Source organism: Lysinibacillus zambalensis (assembly GCF_040183165.1).
Taxonomy (GTDB): domain Bacteria; phylum Bacillota; class Bacilli; order Bacillales_A; family Planococcaceae; genus Lysinibacillus; species Lysinibacillus zambalensis.
In genome coordinates, this window is sequence record NZ_JBEGDG010000010.1 from 121,937 (window position 1) to 143,627 (window position 21,691).

A 21,691-nucleotide genomic window follows, 5' to 3' on the forward strand; every position below is an offset into this window, starting at 1 on the left:
CGTCCCTGGGCATTTATCGTGCCCGGAGACGGGTGCTATTTTTAATTTAGTCTTACCTAAATTAAAAATATTTAGCGAATTTATCAATTGTATAAATACGCTAAAACAAAATCAAAGTTCACTCTTTGAAAACTATAAAGGAGGCTATTTTTATGGCTAACAAATCAATGGAAACAATTGTATCATTAGCGAAGCATCGCGGCTTTGTCTTCCCAGGTTCTGAAATCTACGGAGGCTTAGCAAACACTTGGGATTACGGTCCACTAGGTGTTGAATTAAAAAACAATGTAAAAAAAGCATGGTGGCAAAAATTTGTCCAAGAATCAGAGCACAACGTTGGGATCGATGCTGCAATTTTAATGAATCCAAAAGCTTGGGTTGCGTCTGGTCACGTTGGTAACTTTAATGATCCAATGATCGATTGTAAGGCATGTAAAGCGCGTCATCGTGCTGACAAAATCATCGAGGATGCTGCGCTAGCTAAAGGCGATGAAATCATTGTTGATGGTATGACATTTGATCAAATGAAAGAAACAATGGTTAAATATGACGTAGTTTGCCCAGATTGCGGTAAAGCTGATTTTACAGATATTCGTCAATTTAATTTAATGTTTAAAACTTTCCAAGGTGTAACAGAATCTTCTACTAACGAAATTTATTTACGCCCAGAAACAGCACAAGGTATTTTCGTGAACTTTAAAAATGTGCAACGTTCTATGCGTAAACGTACACCATTCGGTATTGCACAAATCGGTAAGTCTTTCCGTAACGAAATTACGCCAGGTAACTTCACTTTCCGTACACGTGAATTCGAACAAATGGAACTTGAATTTTTCTGTAAGCCAGGCGAAGATCTTGAATGGCACGCATACTGGAAAGAGTTTTGTAAAAACTGGTTATTAAATTTAGGCATGAAGGAAGAGTCTATGCGCCTTCGCGATCATGAAGAAGACGAATTATCTCACTACTCAAATGCTACAACTGATATCGAATTCAAATTCCCATTCGGCTGGGGCGAGCTTTGGGGCGTAGCGGATCGTACAGATTACGATTTAAAACAGCATATGGAGCATTCTGGTGAAGATTTCACTTACATCGATCCAGTATCAAACGAACGTTATGTACCATATTGCATCGAGCCATCTTTAGGTGCAGACCGTGTGACATTAGCATTCCTTTGCGATGCTTATGACGAGGAAGAGCTTGAAGGCGACGATAAACGTACAGTTTTACGCTTCCACCCTGCTCTAGCGCCATTTAAAGCTGCGGTCCTACCACTTTCTAAAAAGCTTTCGGATGAGGCTACTGATGTTTGGGCAGAGCTTCGTAAATCATTCCCAGTTGACTTTGACGAGTCACAATCAATTGGTAAACGTTACCGTCGTCAAGATGAAATTGGTACACCATTCTGTATCACTTACGACTTTGACTCAAAAGAGGATGGTCAAGTTACAGTACGTCACCGCGACTCAATGTCTCAAGTTCGTATGCCAATTACAGAAGTTAAAGCATACATTGAAAAACATCTTCAATTCTAAGTTCACAAGATATAAAGAGGGAGTCGCATTTTAAGCGACTCCCTTTTTCTGTGGAAAAATGACTACTCGTACTAATGATGAGGAACCGGCGATTTACCTCGACCAGCAAGATGACTTGCAATGAAAGCCCTTCCGGAAAGTAGAGGCTAAGCCCGCAGAAAGTGCCCACTCGGAGCGAAAATCAACCTTAGTTTTTGGATACACATTTCAATCTTTTGTCAGGTCTTAATTGATGAAAACAAGCGCTCTTGCATCTTCTCCTCAAATGAAAATCTTTTCATACTCATACCTACTAAGCTTATTAGAATTTCCTCTATATCTCCAAGCGTATAATAAAGGAAGGTTCCTTCTCGCATTGGGCGAACCCTCTTATCGATGGTTAGTTTATCTTCAATAAAGTAAGCTACATTTACGTTACAATGTTCCATCAATTGCGAAATACGTTGGTCATCATCTGGATTAATAAAAAACGGAACAATTTTGTCAATATACAAAATACTTTGCACAAGTTTTATAAAGAAATTTTCACGAAGTGCAGTTTCCACAACTACTACAGTTGTTTTTTCATGCTGGTAATCCATATACAATATATTTATTTGCTCTTCTAATAACTTTTTTAGAATATCAATAGAATTTCTATACTTTGTCATATCCGTTTGGATTTCTCTTGTTAATAAACGTAGAATTTGAAAAGCAGGTAAAAATATTTTTAAAACAATTTCTTTAGGATGTAAATGATCTATTAATCTTTTAAAGTAAACTCTTAAGCTATTTTCATCACAGCGAATTAATTGTTCTACAAATAAGTTAAAAATTTCTTCAAAGCTGTTTGTACGATAATCTATAATTTTCGAAATTTTCACACTATAATTCAAAGGTAAAATCATTGACTTTTGCTCATCTAATAGCTTAACTTTAGGCAATGTCGGGAATAAATCATAGACAAGTTCTACTTGTGCACTTCGATTATCTGATAATTGAACGACTGAGTTGACAGGAAAAATTCCTAGACACTCTACAAATTTATGCATAAATTTCTCGTTATATAAATGTCGATCACGATATAAAACAGCTAATGCATCTGTTGCAGCATATCCCGAATGGTATACTCGCTTTGATGTCATCGCTGAATAAACATCAATAATCTGCAGTATTTGAACTCCCTCACACATATCATCCTCACAAAGCTGATTCGGATAACCTTTACCAGCAAAGCGTTCATGATGATCCCGTGCTAAATAGGCAATATCGTCTTCCCCATTTTCAATGAGTAGCTCATAACCTTTAGTCGTATGAGTTTTGACAATATCAAACTCATCTTCCGATAATTTTCGTTTTAAATTTAATATATCTTGCGGAATACATACCTTCCCAATATCATGGAACAAATAGCCTCTTGCTAGCGTTTCAATATCCATTAAACCTAAATTACGGGCGAAGATTGTACCTAAAACGAAAACATCAAATGAATGAACAAAAGAATATTCATCCCATTCTTTTAATCGCATGAGTAATTCATAGCGATGTTTCTTTTCTAAAATTTTTTCAAAAACACCTCGTACATAAGCAGTGTCTTGGATGCTTTTTAAAATTTGGCCATAGCGTAATTCATGCACAACATTCTCTAATGTAGTCATAAAAAGCTGACTTACTGTTTCTTTATACTCATCTGTATCATCATTTTTATCCATTAGCGGTGCAAAAACATCCTCGTAATCCTTTGAACGCTGAACACTCAAATCATGAACAATTCGGACTGAATCAGTCGGTAAATAAACCGATAACTCGTCAACTTTTCTAAGTTTAAGTAAAGCAATAATTCGTTCCGTTAAAACAAGATCTTTTTTAGCTAATAAACGATAATCAGAAAAAATATCTTCAGCTAAAATATCATTGGCTTCGACTTCATCAATACTTAACGTCACTTTTCTTAGCATAATTTCTGCCACATACGCGATGCTTAAGCATTATGTGACTCCCTCCTTCTCCCGTAAGACTGCGTTGTTCGTTATTCGTCAATTATGCCTCGGCATAATTGGTCCGAAATTGGCTTGTTATTTAGGCCTGCAAATATTTTTTGTGCGAAAGCGAGTCGACAGCAGCAGCAATATGAAGGCCAACACGATGTCGGGCATTTCGCTAATGCCACAGCATGGCTTTTTTACCGATGCAGGTCCATTAGCTGTTATCACATGGATGAGATGGTTTTAGGCTAACATCCAACGCTAACTCCTTACCGATTCCATGACATCTGCGGGAGGCTTTAACTTCTTTCACATGCGTAACTTTCGCTACAGAGATTATTTATTGTAAGAAGTTAAATATCATCATCTATATCAATTACAATATCATAGATTAAAATGCCTTTTCAACTAGTATATGGCATTAGAATGAATAGTTTCTACTATGTTTATATTAAAAACTCTACCGAAATTAATATTTTATACCTAACGAATTGTATTGTATTACTCGTTAATTTGAAATAAAAAGTATATAAATACCTATATATCAATAAGTATAAGTTTTTATTTATAAGTTATAGTTAAATTTCTCTCATAAATAATATTTCTACAATTGATAAAGGATTAATCAATTTGTCCTAATGCCATTTACAAAAATCAATGCAACTCCAAAATAAATAGCATTTTGATAAAATAACTACCAAGCATGCGAATAAGGAACATTAGAAAATCACCTTTTCCCTGTAATTCACCAAAAGTTGCGGATGACATTTGTTAAAAACATAAAAATGCCAGAAGATCAATGTTAATGGTCTTCTGGCGTTTTTTCTTGTTCTGTATTTGTTCTTATCTGAAATTCAGGCGTTCGCTCTAGCTGTTCAATAAATTTTTTAGTCTTAAAACGAATTCCTGTTTGTTCCTCGTAAATAGTTGTAATTATTTTTTTAATAAAATATTTTGTTTCCTTTTTCAGGTCTAGTTTCCCAATCTGGTCAATTGGTACAGTATAGAACATCCGAATAAGCTTAAGCTGGGTCGGTGTTAATCGAATGATATAAGGATCATGGTGATAACAGCGATGACACAAAAAACCACCTTGTGCAAAAGAAAATGCAAATTCACCGTCTACGGCACCACAAGCAGCACAAGTATGTAAAATAGGCTGCACACCTGTATAGGGTAGCATTTTCCATTCTACGAACAATGTAATGGCCTCCGGGTCATAACCTTCCTCAATGGCTTGTAACGCTTGTAGAAGCACATCAAATGCATATGGCTCAGGCTTCCCCTCTTCTACTACTCGCTCGACAAGTTCCATTATATAACTAGCATATGCTGTTGCCATAATATCCTCACGAATATGGCGCATTGAATTGAGATGCTCACCTTGTTGCAATGTTCCCATACCAGTATGATGCTGCACCATAAACATGCCATACGTAAATGGCTGTGTCACAGATGCTAGTCTACTGGAAGGCTTCTTCGCTCCACGAGCCATCGTCGCAACCTTTCCAGCTTCTCTTGTTAGTAATGTTACAATTTTATTTGATTCTCCATAGGCACGCACCTTTAGGACAATCCCTTCCCATTTATGAAGCATCGATCCCCCTCCTTTCTACACTGTTTCGCATGAAAATAGAGCTCTCCAATAAAATTATTGGACAGCTCCATTTAAAACTACAGCGATAAATAAGATTGTTGTAAAGTTGCTTCTTAACTTAAAAACAGATCCTATTAATATTCATCATCACGGAAACCGAAGTCACGTAAATGCGTTGATTTATTTCGCCAATCCTTTTGCACCTTTACCCAAAGCTCTAAATACACTTTTGAACCAAGAAGCATCTCAATATCTTTTCTAGCACGTATCCCTACTTCTTTTAATAGCGCACCACGTTTACCAATGACAATCCCTTTTTGCGAATCTCTTTCTACGATAATCGTTGCTGCTACACGAATTTTATCTTCATTTTCTTCATCACGGCGAATTTTATCAATCACAACAGCGATGGAATGAGGTATCTCTTCGCGCGTTAAATGCAACACCTTTTCACGAATTAACTCTGAAATAATGAAACGTTCAGGATGATCCGTTACTTGATCTGCTGGATAATATTGCGGACCCTCTGGTAAATATTTCGTTAATGTCGTTAATAAATCTTCTACATTATTCCCTTGTAATGCTGAAATCGGTACAATTTCCGCAAAGTCATAACGCTCTTTGTAGCTTTCAATTATCCCTATTAATTCATCTGGATGAATTTGATCGATTTTATTGATTACCAGGAAGACAGGCGTTGGATTACCCGCTAGCATTTCAAGGATGAATTCGTCACCCTTTCCAAGTTTCTGCTCTGCATTAACCATGAACATAATAACATCCACTTCACGCAATGTATTTTTAGAAACCTTTAGCATAAAATCCCCTAGCTTATGTTTAGGCTTGTGGATTCCTGGTGTATCTATAAAGATCATTTGGCTATCATTTGATGTTAGTACACCTTGTACTTTATTTCGTGTTGTTTGTGGCTTATCACTCATAATCGCAATTTTTTGACCAATAACACGGTTTAAAAATGTTGATTTCCCAACATTCGGTCGACCGATTATGGAGATAAAACCTGACTTATAGCCATTATTATTTTCCAGCATTCTCTAAATCCTCCGTTGTAAATGCAAACGGTAGTAATTCGCCTACAGACGTTACCGTGACATCACCTTTTAAATTTGTTAAATATACAGGCATAGATGGCTTGCAAAACTCCATCATCACTTGACGACAAGCTCCACATGGCGCACATGGTCCATCTGTATCAGCTACAATAGCAATCGCCTCAAAATCATAAATACCTTCTGACACAGCTTTGAAAAATGCTGTACGCTCAGCACAATTTGTCATACTATAGCCCGCATTTTCAATATTGCAGCCATGAATGACCTCTCCATCTTTCGTTAAAATCGCCGCGCCAACTTTAAATTTTGAGTAAGGTACATAAGCCTTTTCACGCGCTTTTTTTGATTCTTCTAGTAATGCTTGCATATCAATTGTCATCAATGTCCACCTCTACATAATCAATTTCACCTCGGCGTAATTGCGTCCGGATTTTGAATTGTGCCTAGGCCTGCATAAGGACCTACACGAAGTCGGTCATTTCGGTAATGCCACAGGACGTGGCGTTTTTACCGATGCAGGTCAGTTAGCCGTTTTCGCAGGATGCAAAGTTGTTAGTCTAACATCCTTTGTACATTCCTTTCACAATCCGTGACATCCGCCGGAGGCTTTATCTTCATGAATGAAGATAAATAGCTCATCACCTTAAAGCGGGGTTGATTTCCGTTCCGGCTGGGCACTTTCCTAAGGGCGTCAGCTGAGCCCTAAGGAGTTGCCCAAACCTCCACTCCAATCAACTTATAATTCATTTAACCAAATGACATCCCGAACTTTTGGTGAGTCTAATAAATCATAAATTCTCCAGCACAATTGCAACTACTTCATGACCGAACAGTAGTATTAAAACCATTTCGGTATAAATATGAGTAATCCGATTATAGCACTGAATATCGCAAATACAAGTACTGCACCTGCAGCAAGATCTTTCGCCTGCTTAGCAAGCGGATGGATCGTAGGTGAAGCTAAATCCACTACTCGTTCAATTGCTGTATTAATCATTTCAAGCGCAAACATTAGAGCAATTAATAACAATACAATATACCATTCTATACGAGATAAACCCGTAAAATAGCCAGCAATCAAAACTATTCCCGCACTAAGTAAGTGGGATTTAAAATTTTGCTCCGCACAGGCTGTAATAATACCTTTAAAGGCATACCCAAAAGAGCGTACAAATTTGCGAACATTCATTTATTCTCGTCCTAAGCCGAAAGATTGTAAAATCTCATCCTGCTTTCCGAACATCACCTTTTCATCTTCTGGCACCATATGATCATAGCCAAGTAAATGTAAGAAACCGTGGACTGCTAAAAAGCCTAATTCTCGCTCAAATGTATGCCCATATTCCGCTGCCTGTTCTTTTGTACGATCTGTTGAAATAATAATATCTCCTAATATACGAGGCATCCCTTCAAATGTTACTTCCATTTCTCCCGCACCTAATTCCTCCAGGGCAAATGAGATAACATCTGTAGGTTGATCCTTGTCACGATATTCTCGGTTTATTTCTTGAATCGCTTCATTTGTAACGAACGTCACTGACACTTCCGTTTCCGGCTCAATATTCTCTAGTTTCGCAGCTAGCTGCAAAAGCTTTTCAACAAGCTCCATATGCTCAGTAGCCACTTCATTTGTTTCATCTGTAAAATCAATTGTTAAAATCATAGATCCTCCTACTTATCTGCCTTTGGATATTCAATTCGTGAATGGAAAATTCCATTCAACGTTTCACAAAGTACTCTCTCTATACATTTTAACTCTTTTATCGAAATATCGCATTCATCAAACTGACTGTCTTGTACTCGATCATCAATAATTGCTCGTACCAACTTTTGAATTTTCTCTGCATTCGGTTCCTTCATCGATCGAACCGCTGCCTCAACGCTATCTGCAACACTAATAACTGCCGCTTCCTTCGTTTGCGGTTTCGGACCTGGATATCTGTATGTTGTATCATCTAAGCATTTTCCTTCTTCCTTCGCTTTAAAGTAGAAGTATTTTAACAGACTAGATCCGTGATGCTGCAAAGCAATATCAATAATTTCCTGTGGCATCTTATATCGTTTTAGCATTTCAGCCCCATCAGTAGTATGCGCAATTATAATTTCCGCGCTTTTTTCCGGAGACAATGAATCATGGGGATTAATACCAGACATTTGATTCTCGATGAAGAAGGCAGGGCGCTTCGTTTTGCCAATATCATGATAATAGCATCCTACACGAGCTAGTAATCCATCCGCACCAATTTCCTCACACGCAGCCTCCGCTAAGTTCGCCACCATAACACTATGATGATATGTTCCCGGGGCCTCCATTAGTAATTTTTTCAGCAATGGATGGTTCGGGTTCGATAATTCAATTAAACGCAACGACGACAATAAGCTAAATGCTGATTCAAAGAATGGTAAGAGACCCATTGTAAGAGCTCCTGATAATAAAGCCGATATCATTGCCGCGATAAAGTAAAACACTAACTCTGACAAGCCGTAGGAAGATTGTGTCATCAGTAAATAAAATGCAATAAATAACATATTTACGAGCCCTATAATACCTACAGTATGTAAAATATGCGAACGTTTTTCCATACTTTGCAAAAAGAATAAACTCGCAAATCCTCCAAAAATTATATACAGTGTAATTTCCATCTGCATAACAGATGAATAACCCTCTTGGAATATAACACCCGCAGATGCTGCTGTCATAACCGTAATAAGAACTGCAGCACGGTCATCCGCTAATAACCGTACTAGCATCGTTGCCAATGCTGTTGGGAAAAGGAAGGCAATCGTAACATCGAAACCTCCTGAGACTAGACTAATAAATTTCATCAGCAGGATCGATAAACTATAAACAATTACTGTTACCAACAGGGCATTACGTTTTTTGTACTCATCTATATGCCAGCGTTCGAATAAAACAAACATGAACATCATTTCAAGAAGTATTAAAATAATCAGCCCTGCAATCGGCTTCATCGATGCCTTATTACTTACCATACCTAGAAGCTCTAATTGACGGAACGCCTCATTATCAATAATTTGCCCTTCCTGTACGATGATTTGTCCTTGAAGAATTCGAGTTGGTTCAACTGATTCCCTCACTTGTTCCTTTCGAATTTTCGTTTGTTCCTCGTTTATCGTCTCGTTTTCAATAATACTCGTACGACCAATTAAAACTACTGTATTAAATATTTTATCAGGATAGCCTCGTTGTCCACGAATTTTTGTCTCAAAATCATTTTGAGACGCAAACACATTTTCAGATCGAATGGATTTTTGTAAATATTCCTGTACGAGTTTTGATAGTTGTGTACTTGTTCTTTTTAGATCCGCTTCACTTTGTACTAACAATCCTTCTAGTTGTGAATCAGTGAAGACAATGGGCATTTGCTCTGAATCTATAGATTCAAGTTTTTTACGAAGCTGCGCCACTTGATCAACAACAGGAATAGGTTCTTTGCTACTCTCAACATCTGCCTTTACCTCGAGAACATAGTCGAATAAAGACGTTACAATCGAAGCTCGCTGTTTAGCAACATCCGCAGAAAATTGATAGACTGGTGCAACTGCATTTGTTGCTTTTTCTCGTTCCTGTTGCGTTTTATAAGTATCTTCTATCGTTTTAGTAGATCGTACTGTTTCAGGCGCTAGCTGTAATGGTTTAAAATCATATGTAACACCTTTAACATTGCCATACATAAAAGTAAATTGTAGGGCTCCTGTTAAGATGAGAACGACAATTAAAAAGTAGCGAAAGCCAATAAGTTCTGTTATTTTTTTTAATTGTTTCTCCATCTTGCACCTCCTCTATCTACCTACTATCATACCAATTCAAAAAACATTTTTCCCGAAAAATGTATAAGAAAGTAAAAAAACAGCTATACACATCGTATAGCCGTCACAAATTTTTCCATTTTTAAACCTTTTTCATGCTTGTTAAGTTTTGGATCATCATCAAAACGTGTGGTTGAGTTCCGTTCCGACTGTGCGCTTTGTTACTGTCGCTTTACTTTCGCACAGTTAAAACATTTGCTGCCGCTACGTTAGGACTGCGCTTTCGCACAGAAAACATCCGTTACGCTGCAGAGTCTCGGGCCAACACGATGTTGGTCACGAAGGCGTTATCACAGGACGTGATGTTTTTAGCCTTCGTTCCTCTATATCGCTAATCCCCAAGGAGTCGCCCAGTCGTAACGAAGATCAACTTATTTACATAGTAGACGTTTTAAACAAAAGTCATCCACAACTTTCTTTTAAACACCTGTTGCACCTGCCGCTACGCGGTCATATTAAAGTTGCTGCTCTTCGTATGCTTGGATGATTTTTGCTACGATTGGGTGGCGTACTACATCACCTTGTTCTAAAGTTTGGAAATGTATAGATTTTACGTACTTTAATGTTCGTTCCGCTACGATTAATCCAGATTCCATATTTTTTGGTAGGTCAATTTGTGTTTTGTCGCCGGTAATGACCATTTTTGAGCCAAATCCTAGTCGCGTTAAAAACATTTTCATTTGCTGATGTGTCGTATTTTGAGCTTCATCTAAAATAACAAAGGCATCATCTAATGTGCGGCCACGCATATATGCTAAAGGTGCAATTTCTATTGTGCCTCTTTCAATAAGCCTTTGTGTTTGTTCTGATCCGTAAATATCGTTTAAAGCGTCATAAAGAGGGCGTAAATAAGGATCTACCTTTTCCTTCAAATCCCCCGGAAGAAAGCCTAGAGACTCGCCTGCCTCTACTGCAGGGCGTGTTAAAATAATACGCTTAACGTGCCCGTTTTTTAGCGCCTGTGTTGCCATGACTACCGCTAAATACGTTTTCCCAGTACCGGCTGGTCCGATACCAAAAATAACGTCCTTATGACGGATTGCTTGTATGTATTCTCGTTGACCTATTGTCTTTGCACGAATAGGCTTACCTTTCGTCGTGCGAGCTATTTCTTCATCATAAAGTTCTGCAAAGTATTCAATCGTTCCTTTTTGTGTCATTTCAATTGCTGTTGCAACATCACGCTGATCAATATTAATACCTTTACGAATGACCTTTAAAAGAGCATGTAAAAGGAATGTTGCTTGTTCCTTTGCATCCTCTTCACCAGCAAGCTGAATTTGTTCCCCACGTGTAATAATGTGGACTTTTAGAGCCTCTTCGATTAATTTCATATTTGCATCGGAAATTCCGAGTAGCATGACCGCTTCGTTTGGATTATCCACTTGTAATACAGTTAAATGTTCTGACATAATCATTCTCCTTGTAGGCCTTGTATTGGACTGGCAATGTTTTCATTGACTAAAAATAGAACTTTCCCTTCAACTGTACCATTCCCCCACTTTACCTGTAAAAGGTTTTCTTTTTTTATAACCGTTTTCGCAGGTAGTGAACGAAGTACCTTTTCATGAAGCAATGGTATGAGCAATGAATCTATTTTGGATTCATTAAGCTCTACTTGCACTTTTTTTGAGTACTGCTCCTCAACAACCGAAACATATGGATCGAGCCAATCAGGTAAATCCTTCTTTTGCACATAGTCAACTTTATCTTTTTCTTCATGAATGCCTTTCACTAATACGCGCCACTGCTTTTGTTGTAGCGTTTCCATCGTTAGTTTTGTCGGAATTTTAAATGAACATTCAAGCCAATAATCTGCGTAAACTTCTCCCTTAGCCCCAACAAAGACTTGATCTTCACCACTTTCAATTACGCCACTTACGAGAACATCACCTTCGTAAGCCGTATCGTTAACTGAAATTTTCCGTTCTCCATTTTGAATATTAAAGTGAGTAATTACACCACTTTTTGTTGCTACTAAATGCTCCGCTAACTTTTCATTCGTTTGTTTAGTTTGTTTTGGGGACTCCTGAGGTCGTAAAATTACACGTCCACCGTACTTTTCAATATGCACCCACGAAAGGTCTCGATGCCCTTCTAATAGCTTCTGTCGCATGACAGCATCCGAGGGTAAGTTTTTTTTAGAAATGGGTGTTTCTAATTGAAATGTATCTTGAAAGGTCTTTCCTAGACGTTCCTCTAACTCCGGTGTTGCCGCTTTAATATCAATCCGCCAAATAACCTGCGCACATAGTAATGGTATTAATATCATCAACGCTAGGCCAAGCAAAGTCCAAAGCTGCGCTCGAAAAACTTGAAGTTCATCTGCATAATAGATTGCCATTTTAAGTCGGTAACGACTACGCACACGGCGAATCTTTGGTAGATAATGCATAGTTGTTTCAAAGACAACCTCTTGCTCACGAAAAACAACACGCTTTAATGGCACATGTTGCGCATGCAATGCTTGAATAAAAGGATGAACATTTTCATGGCGCTTTATACGTATGATAATTGGCCGATTATTCCACATTATCGCTCACACCCATATTCTTTGTCATTTTCATCTGAAGCTCCTGTAAATCCTCTACAGAAAGATGCAACATATCTTCTTTAAGAGCATTAATTTCCACCGATTTTCCACGCACAGTAATATGATAGTCTGCGTAGATAAAAGAGCACGATGAAGCATCAGCATGTAGAAAACGATACGGGCCAATGATTTTTAGTGTTTCATATTGTAATAATTCAAGTAGTGGCGTTAATTGAAATAGTTTTCTCATAAAAAAATGCCTCCTTCTTCGGCAATATATGCATCGAAAAAGGAGGACATGCTAGTTATTTTCTTTTTGCTTTTGGAGGGCCCAAAACTTCTGCCATTACAACAGCCTGCATGAATGATTTTTTTGATGTCGGTAATTGAAAAGCCGATTGTGGTTCAGCTACTCCCTCGACTTTTTTTCCAGCTGCCAAACGGCCAATACTTTCTCTATTCGACGTACGACCCATTTTCTCAGTCGGGACTAAAGAGGGAGCTACATAGCTCGGTGTTTTTTCAATTACTGTTTTTTCGACATTTTTTTTCGGCTCTTCGAATTGGGGCTTTTCATTTTCCCATTCACCTAAAAACCCACGTGCAAAATCCTCAAAACTCTGTGGTTTAGATTGTTGCTGTTGCGTCACCTCTGCTCTTTTTATAACAGGAGGCTCTACTTGTGAATCCTTGTTAAAAGGAGGCATTGGTTTTTGTTCTTTCTTTTTTGATTTACCGAAAATAGAGCTGACTATGGCAATTATCACAAATATAATTAATTGTTCCATTTATTAGTACCGCTCCTTTCAGTTTTTTTATTGGTTAGATTCATTAGTTTCTGATTTATCTGAGCCTACTTTAGAAATGGAGTCTCGCATCGCTGTATCTGCTTGAATGTTACGGTAGTTCATGTAATCCATAATACCAAGATTACCCGAACGTAGAGCCTCTGCCATAGCCTGTGGTACTTCAGCTTCAGCTTCTACTACTTTCGCTTTCATCTCTTGTACGCGTGCAATCATTTCTTGCTCGTTCGCTACAGCCATCGCACGACGTTCTTCAGCCTTCGCTTGGGCAATGTTTTTATCAGCCTGTGCTTGTTCAATTTGTAATTCAGCACCGATGTTTTTGCCGATGTCAACATCAGCAATATCGATCGATAAGATTTCAAATGCTGTACCTGAATCTAGACCTTTTGATAAAACCGTTTGAGAAATCATATCAGGGTTTTCTAAAACTTCTGTATGATGCACAGCCGAACCAATTGTCGAAACGATCCCCTCACCTACACGAGCAATAACCGTTTCTTCACCAGCACCACCGACTAAACGTTCAATGTTTGCTCGTACAGTAATACGTGCCTTCGCTTTTACTTCAATCCCGTTCATCGCAACACCTGAAATAAATGGTGTTTCAATGACTTTCGGGTTAACAGACATTTGTACCGCTTCTAATACGTCACGTCCCGCTAAATCAATAGCTGCACAACGTTCAAATGATAACTCAATATTTGCACGATGAGCCGCGATTAACGCATTTACTACACGGTCAACATTACCACCTGCTAAATAGTGACTTTCAAGTTGATTGATCGTAACAGGTAATCCTGCTTTATGTGCTTTTATTAATGGGTTCACGATTCGTGATGGGATTACACGACGTAAACGCATACCGATTAATGTGAAAATACTAACACGGACACCTGCAGCAAGTGCAGAAATCCATAGCGCCACTGGTACAAAGGTAAAGAATACCGCGACTACAATGAATAATAAGACTAGCCCTGCAATTGGACCTAATAAAGCTAAATCAAAACCCATTTGCTATTCCTCCATCTCTTTTTCTGTTCGTCTCACAACAATTCGTGAGCCCTCTACTTTAATAATTTCTACATGATTTCCAGCATCAACGTAGCCACCTTCCGATACTACGTCAATGCGTTCACTACCAAATAACATTGTACCCGCCGGACGAAGGGGTGTAATCGCTTTACCCACTTTTCCAAGCAGTTCTGTGCGATTCACGTTAGATACATAGCCCTCTTCCGTCGTTGTCGCATCCATCAAGACAAGCTTGTTTAAAACATGTAATTTTTTACCGAAAAATTTCATCAAGATCACCATTCCTATTATCGCTACAACAAATGCAATGAAAATCGCTATAATCATTTGCATCATGTTTGCACCTGCCAGTATTAGACTTAGTAATATTAGCGCACCACCTAAAATACCAACAATACCCCCTGGGACAAAAAACTCCGCTATAACAAGCGCTAAACCTACAATAAATAAAAGTAATGTCTCATAACCTGCCAAGCCCGCCACCATATGACCGAAGAAAAATAATCCTAACGCTGACAATCCCATTATACCCGGAACACCAAAACCTGGCGAATATAGCTCAACTACAAGCCCCAAGCTTGCAATCGACAATAAAATCGGAACGATAATCGGATTTGTAATAAAACGAGCAAGTTTTTCAGCAAAAGTAGGTTCAATCGGAACGATGTCACGCTCATCTATTTGCGTTGCTTTTAAAAGATCCTGGAAATTCGAAACCGTTCCATCAGAATAACCAACTTTTTCTGCCTCTGAAGCTGATAACGTTAATAAATTCCCTTCTCCTGCTCGAAATTCTGGTAAATCAACAGATACATCAGCCATTGCTCGTGCATATTTTGGATCGCGTTTTTTTGATTCTGCAGCTGCCTCCATTTGAGCAACCCATGCACTATGAGCCTTTAAATCTGCTGCATTTCCTGCTGAATCAATAACTGCAGCCGCCCCGATCGTTCCATTTGGCACCATGTAGATTTCATCCGCATGTAAGGCTAAAAAGGCACCTGCAGAATGAGCATCTTTGTTAATGTACGCAATTTTACGTATATCCGTTGCATCCATAAGCATTGCAATATCACCGGCTGCATTCACAAAACCACCAGGTGTATGAATGTCTAAAATAATCGCTTCTGCATTGTTTTCTTCCGCCTCTTTAAAAGCTCGTTCTAAAAATGCGTGAAGTCCTCTTTCTACTTCATTATGAATTGGTATGTGGTAGACCTCGCTACTTGCAAAAGCAGACGTTAGTGGAAACGCTAACAAAAATGTCATCCAAATAACTAGTAAATAACTGAGGATTCTTCGTCTTCGCATCTTTTTCCCTCCCTTCTAACATGCTTCTCTCCTGTATATACGACTGACTTTGCAAAAAGTTTCATAAATCCTAATAATTTTATTATACAGTGAATTATTAACTTATGTGGCCCCGGATAAGGCTTCTACTATAAGTATGTAACATAAAAGCCGAATGAATCACAAAGATCACATTCGGCTTCTCCAATATGTACGTAAAATTGAGCTAATGTAAAATACCTGAAATTAATCGACATGAGATTAATTTCAGGTATATTTTTGTCTGCTCAGTGAATCATACAATTGCGTGTTATGAACGTAGGGATTTTTAATGGGAAATTAAATTACCACTTACGTTTACGTGCAGCTTCTGATTTCTTTTTACGTTTTACGCTAGGTTTTTCGTAGAACTCGCGCTTTCTAACTTCTTGAATTGTACCACTTTTTGATACAGTACGTTTGAAGCGGCGAAGAGCATCTTCAAGCGATTCGTTTTTGCGAACGACAGTTTTTGACATCTCTCTTTCCCTCCCTCCGAACACACGTCAATACACAAATAGGCTAATAACCATTTGCTGTGTACTAAAGAATTATAACGTATTGTCTAAAAATGGTCAATAGAAAGTGTACGAATTAATCTGGTGAATTTTTGGTTTTATTCCCTTAAGAATTTTTAGCTCACTTTTGGACAACAATAAACATACAAATTTTATTAATTATAGGTTCAATGAGGAGAATAAAATGAAAACATTTATCAATAAATTAAATCCTCCAAAAGCACTTGTTTTGGGCTTCGCCATCATCATTTTAATCGGAACATTTTTCTTAACGCTCCCCATTGCAACGGTCGACGCTAATGGTCTTTCATTTTTAGATGCTCTATTTACCGCTACCTCCGCTACTTGTGTAACAGGACTGATTGTTGTAGATACCGGCGATACATTTTCGATATTTGGAGAATTAGTTATTCTTTTTCTTATCCAAATTGGCGGACTGGGCTTTATGACATTTGCGACGTTATTATTTTTACTATTAGGAAAAAAAATTTCTTTAAAAGAACGACTTTTGTTAAAAGAGGCATTTAATAACGTTACAATAGCTGGCCTAGTTAAATTAGTTAAAAGGATCCTGTTATTTACTGCATTAATTGAAATGATAGGTGGCTTCATTTTATCTATACGTTTTTCGTTCGATATGCCTGTAGGTAAAGCCTTTTACTTCGGATATTTCCATGCCATCTCGAATTTTAATAATGCTGGTTTTGATATAGTGGGTGACTTTAAGAGCTTAACAGAGTATGTAGATGATCCTTTCGTCGTATTCACTATTTGTGCACTTATTACGATTGGGGGCTTAGGATTTATTGTTATTAACGAACTATATGAATACCGCGGAACGAAGCGACTTTCAGTGCATACAAAAATTGTTTTAACTACTACGTTTATATTAACAGTAGGCTCGACGCTATTAATTTTCTTATTTGAATACAACAATAGTAAAACCATTGGCCCACTATCTGAATGGGGCAAAATTCTTGGTTCATTATACCAAGCTGTGACACCTAGAACTGCTGGCTCTAATACCCTCCCTATTGGTGATTTAACACATTCAACATTATTTTTAATCATTTGGTTAATGTTCATCGGAGGAGGTTCTGGATCAACTGCTGGAGGTATCAAAATAACGACTTTCGCTGTTTTAGTTGCTACGATGTGGTGTCAAATGAAAGGGAAAGAAGATGTAGTGCTTTTTAGGCGTAGAATTGTTAATGAAACGATTTTAAAAGCTTTAACAGTTACAATGTGTGGGATGATGATAGTCGTAATCGTTACCATCGTCTTAAGTCTTATTGAACAACGTCATAGTTTTATGATGTATTTATTTGAGGCTACTTCTGCATTCGGAACAGCTGGACTTACAATGGGGCTAACTCCCGAGCTATCAACCGGCGGCCGTCTTCTGATTATATTAACAATGTTTGTAGGAAGATTAGGCCCCTTAACAATTGCTTTCGCCATTACAAATCGTCGAAAAACGGAGGCTTTCCGTCATCCAAAAGGAAAAATTATGATTGGCTAACCATAATAAAGGAGCGATGCACACAATGACGATCAAACAATATGCTGTTATAGGTCTAGGTAGGTTTGGTGTAAGCGTAGCCCGCAAATTATACGAAGCCGGGAATGAAGTTTTAGGAATCGATATTAATGAGGAAAGAGTCGAAGATGCTGAACTTTATGTTACACACGCAGTAGTTGCTGATACGACAGAAGAAAAAGCACTTAACTCCATTGGAATCAGAAATTTCGATTGTGTCATTGTCGCTATAGGTATTGATATGCAATCAAGTATTTTAACGGTCTCATTATTAAAGGAAATAGGCATAAAAAAAATAATTGCAAAGGCTCTCGGCAAAAGACATGGACAGGTTTTAGAAAAGGTTGGAGCTGATTGGGTTATTTACCCTGAAAGAGATATGGGTGAGCGAGTAGCTAATCAGCTTCTTTCACCAAACATGCTGAATTATATTGAATTATCAAAGGAATACAGTATAGAGGAAATTATGATTCCTTCTAAAATGGCCGGACAAAGTTTACGGGATTTAGACATTCGTTCGAAATATAATGTCAGTGTTATTGCCATAGTTCGGGACGGTAATATTACCATCTTACCCTCTCCTGATCAGATTATTGAAGAAAGCGATCTATTAGTTATGATTGGCCATAGAAAGGATCTTACTATATTTTCAAGTGTTGAATAGATAAAATACAAAATAACGAAGGTTGTGTCCGAAGAAGATTTCTCCTTTGAAACAGCCTTCGTTATTTTTCAGAAGATTTTCTTGCTATCCCTATCGTCTTTTAAAATCTCTACAGCTTCTCTGAAACGTTGAGAATGAACAACTTCTCGTTCACGTAAAAATTTCAAGCTATCATTTAAATCAGTGTCATCTGATAAATCAATAATCCACTGATATGTCGCCCTTGCCTTTTCTTCAGCTGCAATATCCTCATACAAATCAGCAATCGGATCCCCTTTAGCTTGAATATAAGTTGCCGTAAACGGTGATCCAGCTGCATTCTGATAAAATAATGCCCTGTCATGATTAACATAGTGCTCTCCGAGACCTGCCTCTTTTAGCATCTCTGGAGTAGCATCCTTTGTTAGTTTATAAATCATCGTGGCAATCATTTCTAAGTGAGAAAACTCCTCTGTCGCTATATCGGTTAACAGTCCAACTACTTTATCTGGAATCGTATAGCGCTGATTCATATATCTAAGGGCTGCTGCTAATTCCCCGTCTGCACCACCATACTGCTCAATTAAATACTTAGCCAGCATAGGGTTGCATGTACTAACCCTTACAGGATACTGGAGCTTTTTTTCATAATACCACAAAAATAGTTCCTCCTAGTTACTCATAATCAATTATGCCTGGAGCATAATTGCATTTAGAATCGGCTTTGGGCGTGCACAAAAAACCACTAATACATTTGGTAGCCGACGTTACACTTTCAATAGACAGTTAAACTTGCCATGGCCAAGGTGTATCTATCCAATTAAACGGATAATTTGAATAGCTTCTCCCAAAATTCATAAGCGGACCAAATTTCTGTTCAAATTCAACCTTAAGTCGCATACTGATTTCAGTGTTTTCGTTAAATTGCTGAATAGCATCAAAATCGTGAGGATGAGTATCTAAATAAAGATTTAATTCCACTATTACAAAATCAATAGCTTGGATTTCTTCAAGTAGCGTATAAAATTCGGGTGGCATCTCCTTACTCATTCTTTATCCCTCCTTGTTGGGGATTTGGATAGGGGCTAAATAATTGAGGCCATAACGTGCCTGATCTGAGAGCTTCTCTAGGGGTTGGGTATTGCGGTAGCCCAGGCGGTTGAAAACCCATATATAATTGAGGCGGTGTTGAAAAACTTTTAACTCTTATAGGTGGACATGGATCGAACGGACTAACAAAAGGCTTCCAATACTTATATTGAGTAAACATTGTATCCTCCCTTCTGTATCAATTACATCAGTGGAGTATATGAAGTAGATTTAATTTATATTCAGACATAGATCTATTTAATCGTAGCAAATAATTCGCATATCATGTATAAGTATGAACACATAATAAAACTCGCATTTAAAAAATGCGAGCTATATTTTATGTTTAGTTTGGTAGGGTCCTTTGCCCATCAGACGCACAGATAAAAATTACACCTATTTATTTTTAAAATGTTACTCCAAGAAAATATCCTATAGAAATAAAAATAATTACCCATACCATCGCACCAAAACAAGCAAAAGCCAGAAAAGTACTAAACTTCATCTGTGTGATTCCAGACATGTAACTTGTAACGTGTCTAATCCCCGGAACAAAATATCCTATAATTATTGTCCACGGTCCAAAACGATGAAACCAACGTTCAACTTTAGTAAACCGTCTATTATTTAGTCCAAACCACTTTCCATATTTTATTATTAATGGCGTTCCTAATTTATTTCCAATTGCATAGCTAAATACCATACCAGTGGATGCACCTAAAAAGCTTAAGATAATACTCAATAGAAAGTTTAAATGTCCCTCATGACACAAAAATCCCACAAACGTCATTAAGATCTCATCGGGAATGGGTAAGCCAATTATTCCTAAAGATAAGATTAAAAATATAGCTAGGTATCCATATTGACTTATAAAACTGCTTATGAATTCCACGAATAGTTTCTCCTTTTTTAATACAAATCGTTACCTATTTCATTAAACATCATATATTCCCCCATTTTTTCATTTAAAACACTCGAAGGATTATTAAAAACGGAGAGGCAATTAAGATTAAATAATAGTTTTTGATTGACCTGCTAATGATCTACGCATTCAATCTTAAATTCCCTATATTATCGATGTTACTAAGCTATGTAAAAATTCGGTTCGTATCTATACAAAGTTCTTGTAAAATGACCCAATCATCAAGATTTTTATATTCATAAGATTCTTAATGATAACACATAAAAATGATGATATTCCTCTCTGTACATTTTTACAAGTACTTTTCATAATACATCATCTACCATGAGTTAAAAAGAGGTGTATTGTGAATAAAACAACAACAATCGTTCAATAGGTTAAATTTTTATAATAATCATCCATAAATGCTAATGGAATTTATCAATTTGCTCATTTTTTATGTACAGGAATATCATTTCAGGAAATGAATATTTTCCATTATTAGACTCTCAATCAAAATTTCAATGAAAACGGGGCTAATCCATAACGAACAGCCCCGTAGTCCTTACTATTAATAATTAGAATCTGCAATTAATCCGTTCATAATAGCAACACCAGAACTTGCTCCAATACGAGTAGCTCCAGCCTCAACCATCTTTTGCATATCTTCCAAGCTTCGTACACCGCCAGAAGCTTTTACACCTAAATCTGGGCCTACTGTTTTACGCATTAAGGCAATATCTTCTGCAGTTGCGCCACCAGTAGAAAAACCTGTTGATGTTTTCACATAGTCAGTACCTGCTGCCACAGCTAGCTCACATGCTTTTACTTTTTCTTCATCTGTTAGTAGGCAAGATTCAATAATTACTTTTACAAGTGCGCTACCTTTTGCCGCTTCAACAACTGCAGCAATATCTGCTTGCACAAGGTCATAGTTTTTATCCTTTAATGCACCGATATTGATAACCATGTCTACCTCTTTTGCACCGTTAGCAATCGCATCTTTCGCTTCGAATGCTTTAACAGCTGGTGTGTTAGCACCTAAAGGGAAGCCAATTACTGTACAAACTAAAACATCTGAGCCTTGTAAAAGCTCGCTGCTATATTTCACCCAAGTTGGATTTACACAAACAGAAGCAAAGTTAAATTGTTTTGCCTCTGCACACAATTTTTCGATTTGCTCTTTTGTAGCTTCAGCCTTTAATAATGTGTGATCAATCATACGTGCGAAATTTTGTTCCATTTTATTAGACTCTCCTTCTATCAACAAGTTGTACGTACCTCTCTGGAATCA

At 37.6% G+C, this 21,691-nt stretch carries 22 protein-coding genes; 3 read left to right on the forward strand and 19 right to left on the reverse strand.

Annotated features, from left to right (window positions below; genetic code table 11):
* Positions 1 to 152 precede the first annotated feature (152 nt).
* A complete protein-coding gene (locus ABNX05_RS14635) occupies positions 153 to 1,538 on the forward strand; it encodes a glycine--tRNA ligase (RefSeq protein WP_349660386.1) in 1,386 nt (461 codons plus the stop codon).
* 218 nt (positions 1,539 to 1,756) lie between these two features.
* Here ABNX05_RS14635 and ABNX05_RS14640 read toward each other — a convergent pair whose 3' ends face one another.
* The 14 genes from ABNX05_RS14640 to rpsU all read right to left on the reverse strand — a co-directional run bounded on the left by ABNX05_RS14640 (position 1,757) and on the right by rpsU (position 16,185).
* Positions 1,757 to 3,475 carry an HD-GYP domain-containing protein gene (locus ABNX05_RS14640; protein ID WP_349660387.1) on the reverse strand — a complete coding sequence of 573 codons (1,719 nt, stop codon included), beginning with the start codon at positions 3,473 to 3,475 and terminating at the stop codon, positions 1,757 to 1,759.
* A gap of 829 nt (positions 3,476 to 4,304) precedes the next feature.
* Positions 4,305 to 5,099, reverse strand: a complete 795-nt coding sequence (recO, locus tag ABNX05_RS14645; protein ID WP_349660388.1) for a DNA repair protein RecO — start codon at positions 5,097 to 5,099, stop codon at positions 4,305 to 4,307.
* A gap of 134 nt (positions 5,100 to 5,233) precedes the next feature.
* Complete coding sequence (era, locus tag ABNX05_RS14650) at positions 5,234 to 6,151, reverse strand: GTPase Era (protein WP_079563883.1); 918 nt, start codon at positions 6,149 to 6,151, stop codon at positions 5,234 to 5,236.
* Complete coding sequence (locus tag ABNX05_RS14655; protein WP_079563886.1) at positions 6,138 to 6,551, reverse strand: cytidine deaminase; 414 nt, start codon at positions 6,549 to 6,551, stop codon at positions 6,138 to 6,140. Before ABNX05_RS14655 ends, era begins: the two co-directional genes overlap by 14 nt.
* A gap of 459 nt (positions 6,552 to 7,010) precedes the next feature.
* Positions 7,011 to 7,361 (reverse strand): diacylglycerol kinase family protein, encoded by a 351-nt coding sequence (locus ABNX05_RS14660; RefSeq protein ID WP_349660389.1) that lies wholly within the window; start codon positions 7,359 to 7,361, stop codon positions 7,011 to 7,013.
* A complete protein-coding gene (ybeY, locus tag ABNX05_RS14665) occupies positions 7,362 to 7,835 on the reverse strand; it encodes an rRNA maturation RNase YbeY (protein ID WP_349660390.1) in 474 nt (157 codons plus the stop codon). It lies immediately after the preceding gene.
* An 8-nt stretch (positions 7,836 to 7,843) separates the two neighbouring features.
* Complete coding sequence (locus ABNX05_RS14670) at positions 7,844 to 9,964, reverse strand: HD family phosphohydrolase (protein ID WP_349660391.1); 2,121 nt, start codon at positions 9,962 to 9,964, stop codon at positions 7,844 to 7,846.
* Between the two features lie 494 nt (positions 9,965 to 10,458).
* Complete coding sequence (locus tag ABNX05_RS14675) at positions 10,459 to 11,415, reverse strand: PhoH family protein (RefSeq protein ID WP_349660392.1); 957 nt, start codon at positions 11,413 to 11,415, stop codon at positions 10,459 to 10,461.
* A gap of 2 nt (positions 11,416 to 11,417) precedes the next feature.
* Entirely contained in the window at positions 11,418 to 12,536 is a 1,119-nt protein-coding gene (locus ABNX05_RS14680; protein ID WP_349660393.1) for a sporulation protein YqfD, read from the reverse strand.
* Positions 12,526 to 12,786: a hypothetical protein gene (locus ABNX05_RS14685; protein ID WP_079563475.1), complete on the reverse strand. Its 261-nt coding sequence runs from the start codon at positions 12,784 to 12,786 to the stop codon at positions 12,526 to 12,528. The genes ABNX05_RS14680 and ABNX05_RS14685 overlap by 11 nt, the downstream gene beginning before the upstream one ends.
* A 55-nt stretch (positions 12,787 to 12,841) precedes the next feature.
* Positions 12,842 to 13,324 (reverse strand): YqfB family membrane protein, encoded by a 483-nt coding sequence (locus tag ABNX05_RS14690; RefSeq protein WP_349660394.1) that lies wholly within the window; start codon positions 13,322 to 13,324, stop codon positions 12,842 to 12,844.
* A gap of 27 nt (positions 13,325 to 13,351) precedes the next feature.
* Positions 13,352 to 14,356 carry a flotillin-like protein FloA gene (floA, locus tag ABNX05_RS14695; protein ID WP_349660395.1) on the reverse strand — a complete coding sequence of 335 codons (1,005 nt, stop codon included), beginning with the start codon at positions 14,354 to 14,356 and terminating at the stop codon, positions 13,352 to 13,354.
* A gap of 3 nt (positions 14,357 to 14,359) precedes the next feature.
* The gene (locus ABNX05_RS14700) at positions 14,360 to 15,688 is read right to left on the reverse strand and encodes an NfeD family protein (RefSeq protein WP_349660396.1); all 1,329 of its coding nucleotides are present in this window, start codon (positions 15,686 to 15,688) and stop codon (positions 14,360 to 14,362) included.
* A gap of 323 nt (positions 15,689 to 16,011) precedes the next feature.
* Positions 16,012 to 16,185 (reverse strand): 30S ribosomal protein S21, encoded by a 174-nt coding sequence (rpsU, locus tag ABNX05_RS14705; RefSeq protein WP_004227078.1) that lies wholly within the window; start codon positions 16,183 to 16,185, stop codon positions 16,012 to 16,014.
* A gap of 223 nt (positions 16,186 to 16,408) precedes the next feature.
* Here rpsU and ABNX05_RS14710 point away from each other — a divergent pair, with 223 nt between their 5' ends.
* Both ABNX05_RS14710 and ABNX05_RS14715 read left to right on the forward strand, forming a co-directional pair.
* A complete protein-coding gene (locus ABNX05_RS14710; RefSeq protein WP_349660397.1) occupies positions 16,409 to 17,746 on the forward strand; it encodes a TrkH family potassium uptake protein in 1,338 nt (445 codons plus the stop codon).
* A 25-nt stretch (positions 17,747 to 17,771) separates the two neighbouring features.
* Entirely contained in the window at positions 17,772 to 18,428 is a 657-nt protein-coding gene (locus ABNX05_RS14715) for a potassium channel family protein (protein WP_349660398.1), read from the forward strand.
* A 68-nt stretch (positions 18,429 to 18,496) separates the two neighbouring features.
* On the opposite strand, the gene ABNX05_RS14720 is transcribed toward ABNX05_RS14715, so the two are convergent.
* The 5 genes from ABNX05_RS14720 to deoC all read right to left on the reverse strand — a co-directional run bounded on the left by ABNX05_RS14720 (position 18,497) and on the right by deoC (position 21,640).
* Complete coding sequence (locus ABNX05_RS14720; RefSeq protein WP_079563480.1) at positions 18,497 to 19,066, reverse strand: manganese catalase family protein; 570 nt, start codon at positions 19,064 to 19,066, stop codon at positions 18,497 to 18,499.
* Positions 19,067 to 19,193: 127 nt separating this feature from the next.
* On the reverse strand, positions 19,194 to 19,457 hold the full coding sequence (locus ABNX05_RS14725; RefSeq protein WP_079563481.1) for a spore coat protein CotJB: 264 nt from the start codon (positions 19,455 to 19,457) through the stop codon (positions 19,194 to 19,196).
* Positions 19,450 to 19,677 (reverse strand): spore coat associated protein CotJA, encoded by a 228-nt coding sequence (locus ABNX05_RS14730; protein ID WP_349660399.1) that lies wholly within the window; start codon positions 19,675 to 19,677, stop codon positions 19,450 to 19,452. Before ABNX05_RS14730 ends, ABNX05_RS14725 begins: the two co-directional genes overlap by 8 nt.
* A gap of 225 nt (positions 19,678 to 19,902) precedes the next feature.
* Positions 19,903 to 20,388, reverse strand: a complete 486-nt coding sequence (locus tag ABNX05_RS14735) for a DedA family protein (RefSeq protein ID WP_349660400.1) — start codon at positions 20,386 to 20,388, stop codon at positions 19,903 to 19,905.
* A 580-nt stretch (positions 20,389 to 20,968) separates the two neighbouring features.
* The gene (gene deoC, locus ABNX05_RS14740) at positions 20,969 to 21,640 is read right to left on the reverse strand and encodes a deoxyribose-phosphate aldolase (RefSeq protein ID WP_079563484.1); all 672 of its coding nucleotides are present in this window, start codon (positions 21,638 to 21,640) and stop codon (positions 20,969 to 20,971) included.
* Positions 21,641 to 21,691 lie beyond the last annotated feature (51 nt).

Bases quoted from the DNA above. Each gene is read 5' to 3' on its own strand.
- ABNX05_RS14635 (WP_349660386.1), top strand. From the start codon at position 153: ATGGCTAACAAATCAATGGAAACAATTGTATCATTAGCGAAGCATCGC.
- ABNX05_RS14640 (WP_349660387.1), bottom strand. From the start codon at position 3,475: ATGCTAAGAAAAGTGACGTTAAGTATTGATGAAGTCGAAGCCAATGAT.
- recO (WP_349660388.1), bottom strand. From the start codon at position 5,099: ATGCTTCATAAATGGGAAGGGATTGTCCTAAAGGTGCGTGCCTATGGA.
- era (WP_079563883.1), bottom strand. From the start codon at position 6,151: ATGCTGGAAAATAATAATGGCTATAAGTCAGGTTTTATCTCCATAATC.
- ABNX05_RS14655 (WP_079563886.1), bottom strand. From the start codon at position 6,551: ATGACAATTGATATGCAAGCATTACTAGAAGAATCAAAAAAAGCGCGT.
- ABNX05_RS14660 (WP_349660389.1), bottom strand. From the start codon at position 7,361: ATGAATGTTCGCAAATTTGTACGCTCTTTTGGGTATGCCTTTAAAGGT.
- ybeY (WP_349660390.1), bottom strand. From the start codon at position 7,835: ATGATTTTAACAATTGATTTTACAGATGAAACAAATGAAGTGGCTACT.
- ABNX05_RS14670 (WP_349660391.1), bottom strand. From the start codon at position 9,964: ATGGAGAAACAATTAAAAAAAATAACAGAACTTATTGGCTTTCGCTAC.
- ABNX05_RS14675 (WP_349660392.1), bottom strand. From the start codon at position 11,415: ATGTCAGAACATTTAACTGTATTACAAGTGGATAATCCAAACGAAGCG.
- ABNX05_RS14680 (WP_349660393.1), bottom strand. From the start codon at position 12,536: ATGTGGAATAATCGGCCAATTATCATACGTATAAAGCGCCATGAAAAT.
- ABNX05_RS14685 (WP_079563475.1), bottom strand. From the start codon at position 12,786: ATGAGAAAACTATTTCAATTAACGCCACTACTTGAATTATTACAATAT.
- ABNX05_RS14690 (WP_349660394.1), bottom strand. From the start codon at position 13,324: ATGGAACAATTAATTATATTTGTGATAATTGCCATAGTCAGCTCTATT.
- floA (WP_349660395.1), bottom strand. From the start codon at position 14,356: ATGGGTTTTGATTTAGCTTTATTAGGTCCAATTGCAGGGCTAGTCTTA.
- ABNX05_RS14700 (WP_349660396.1), bottom strand. From the start codon at position 15,688: ATGCGAAGACGAAGAATCCTCAGTTATTTACTAGTTATTTGGATGACA.
- rpsU (WP_004227078.1), bottom strand. From the start codon at position 16,185: ATGTCAAAAACTGTCGTTCGCAAAAACGAATCGCTTGAAGATGCTCTT.
- ABNX05_RS14710 (WP_349660397.1), top strand. From the start codon at position 16,409: ATGAAAACATTTATCAATAAATTAAATCCTCCAAAAGCACTTGTTTTG.
- ABNX05_RS14715 (WP_349660398.1), top strand. From the start codon at position 17,772: ATGACGATCAAACAATATGCTGTTATAGGTCTAGGTAGGTTTGGTGTA.
- ABNX05_RS14725 (WP_079563481.1), bottom strand. From the start codon at position 19,457: ATGAGTAAGGAGATGCCACCCGAATTTTATACGCTACTTGAAGAAATC.
- ABNX05_RS14730 (WP_349660399.1), bottom strand. From the start codon at position 19,677: ATGTTTACTCAATATAAGTATTGGAAGCCTTTTGTTAGTCCGTTCGAT.
- deoC (WP_079563484.1), bottom strand. From the start codon at position 21,640: ATGGAACAAAATTTCGCACGTATGATTGATCACACATTATTAAAGGCT.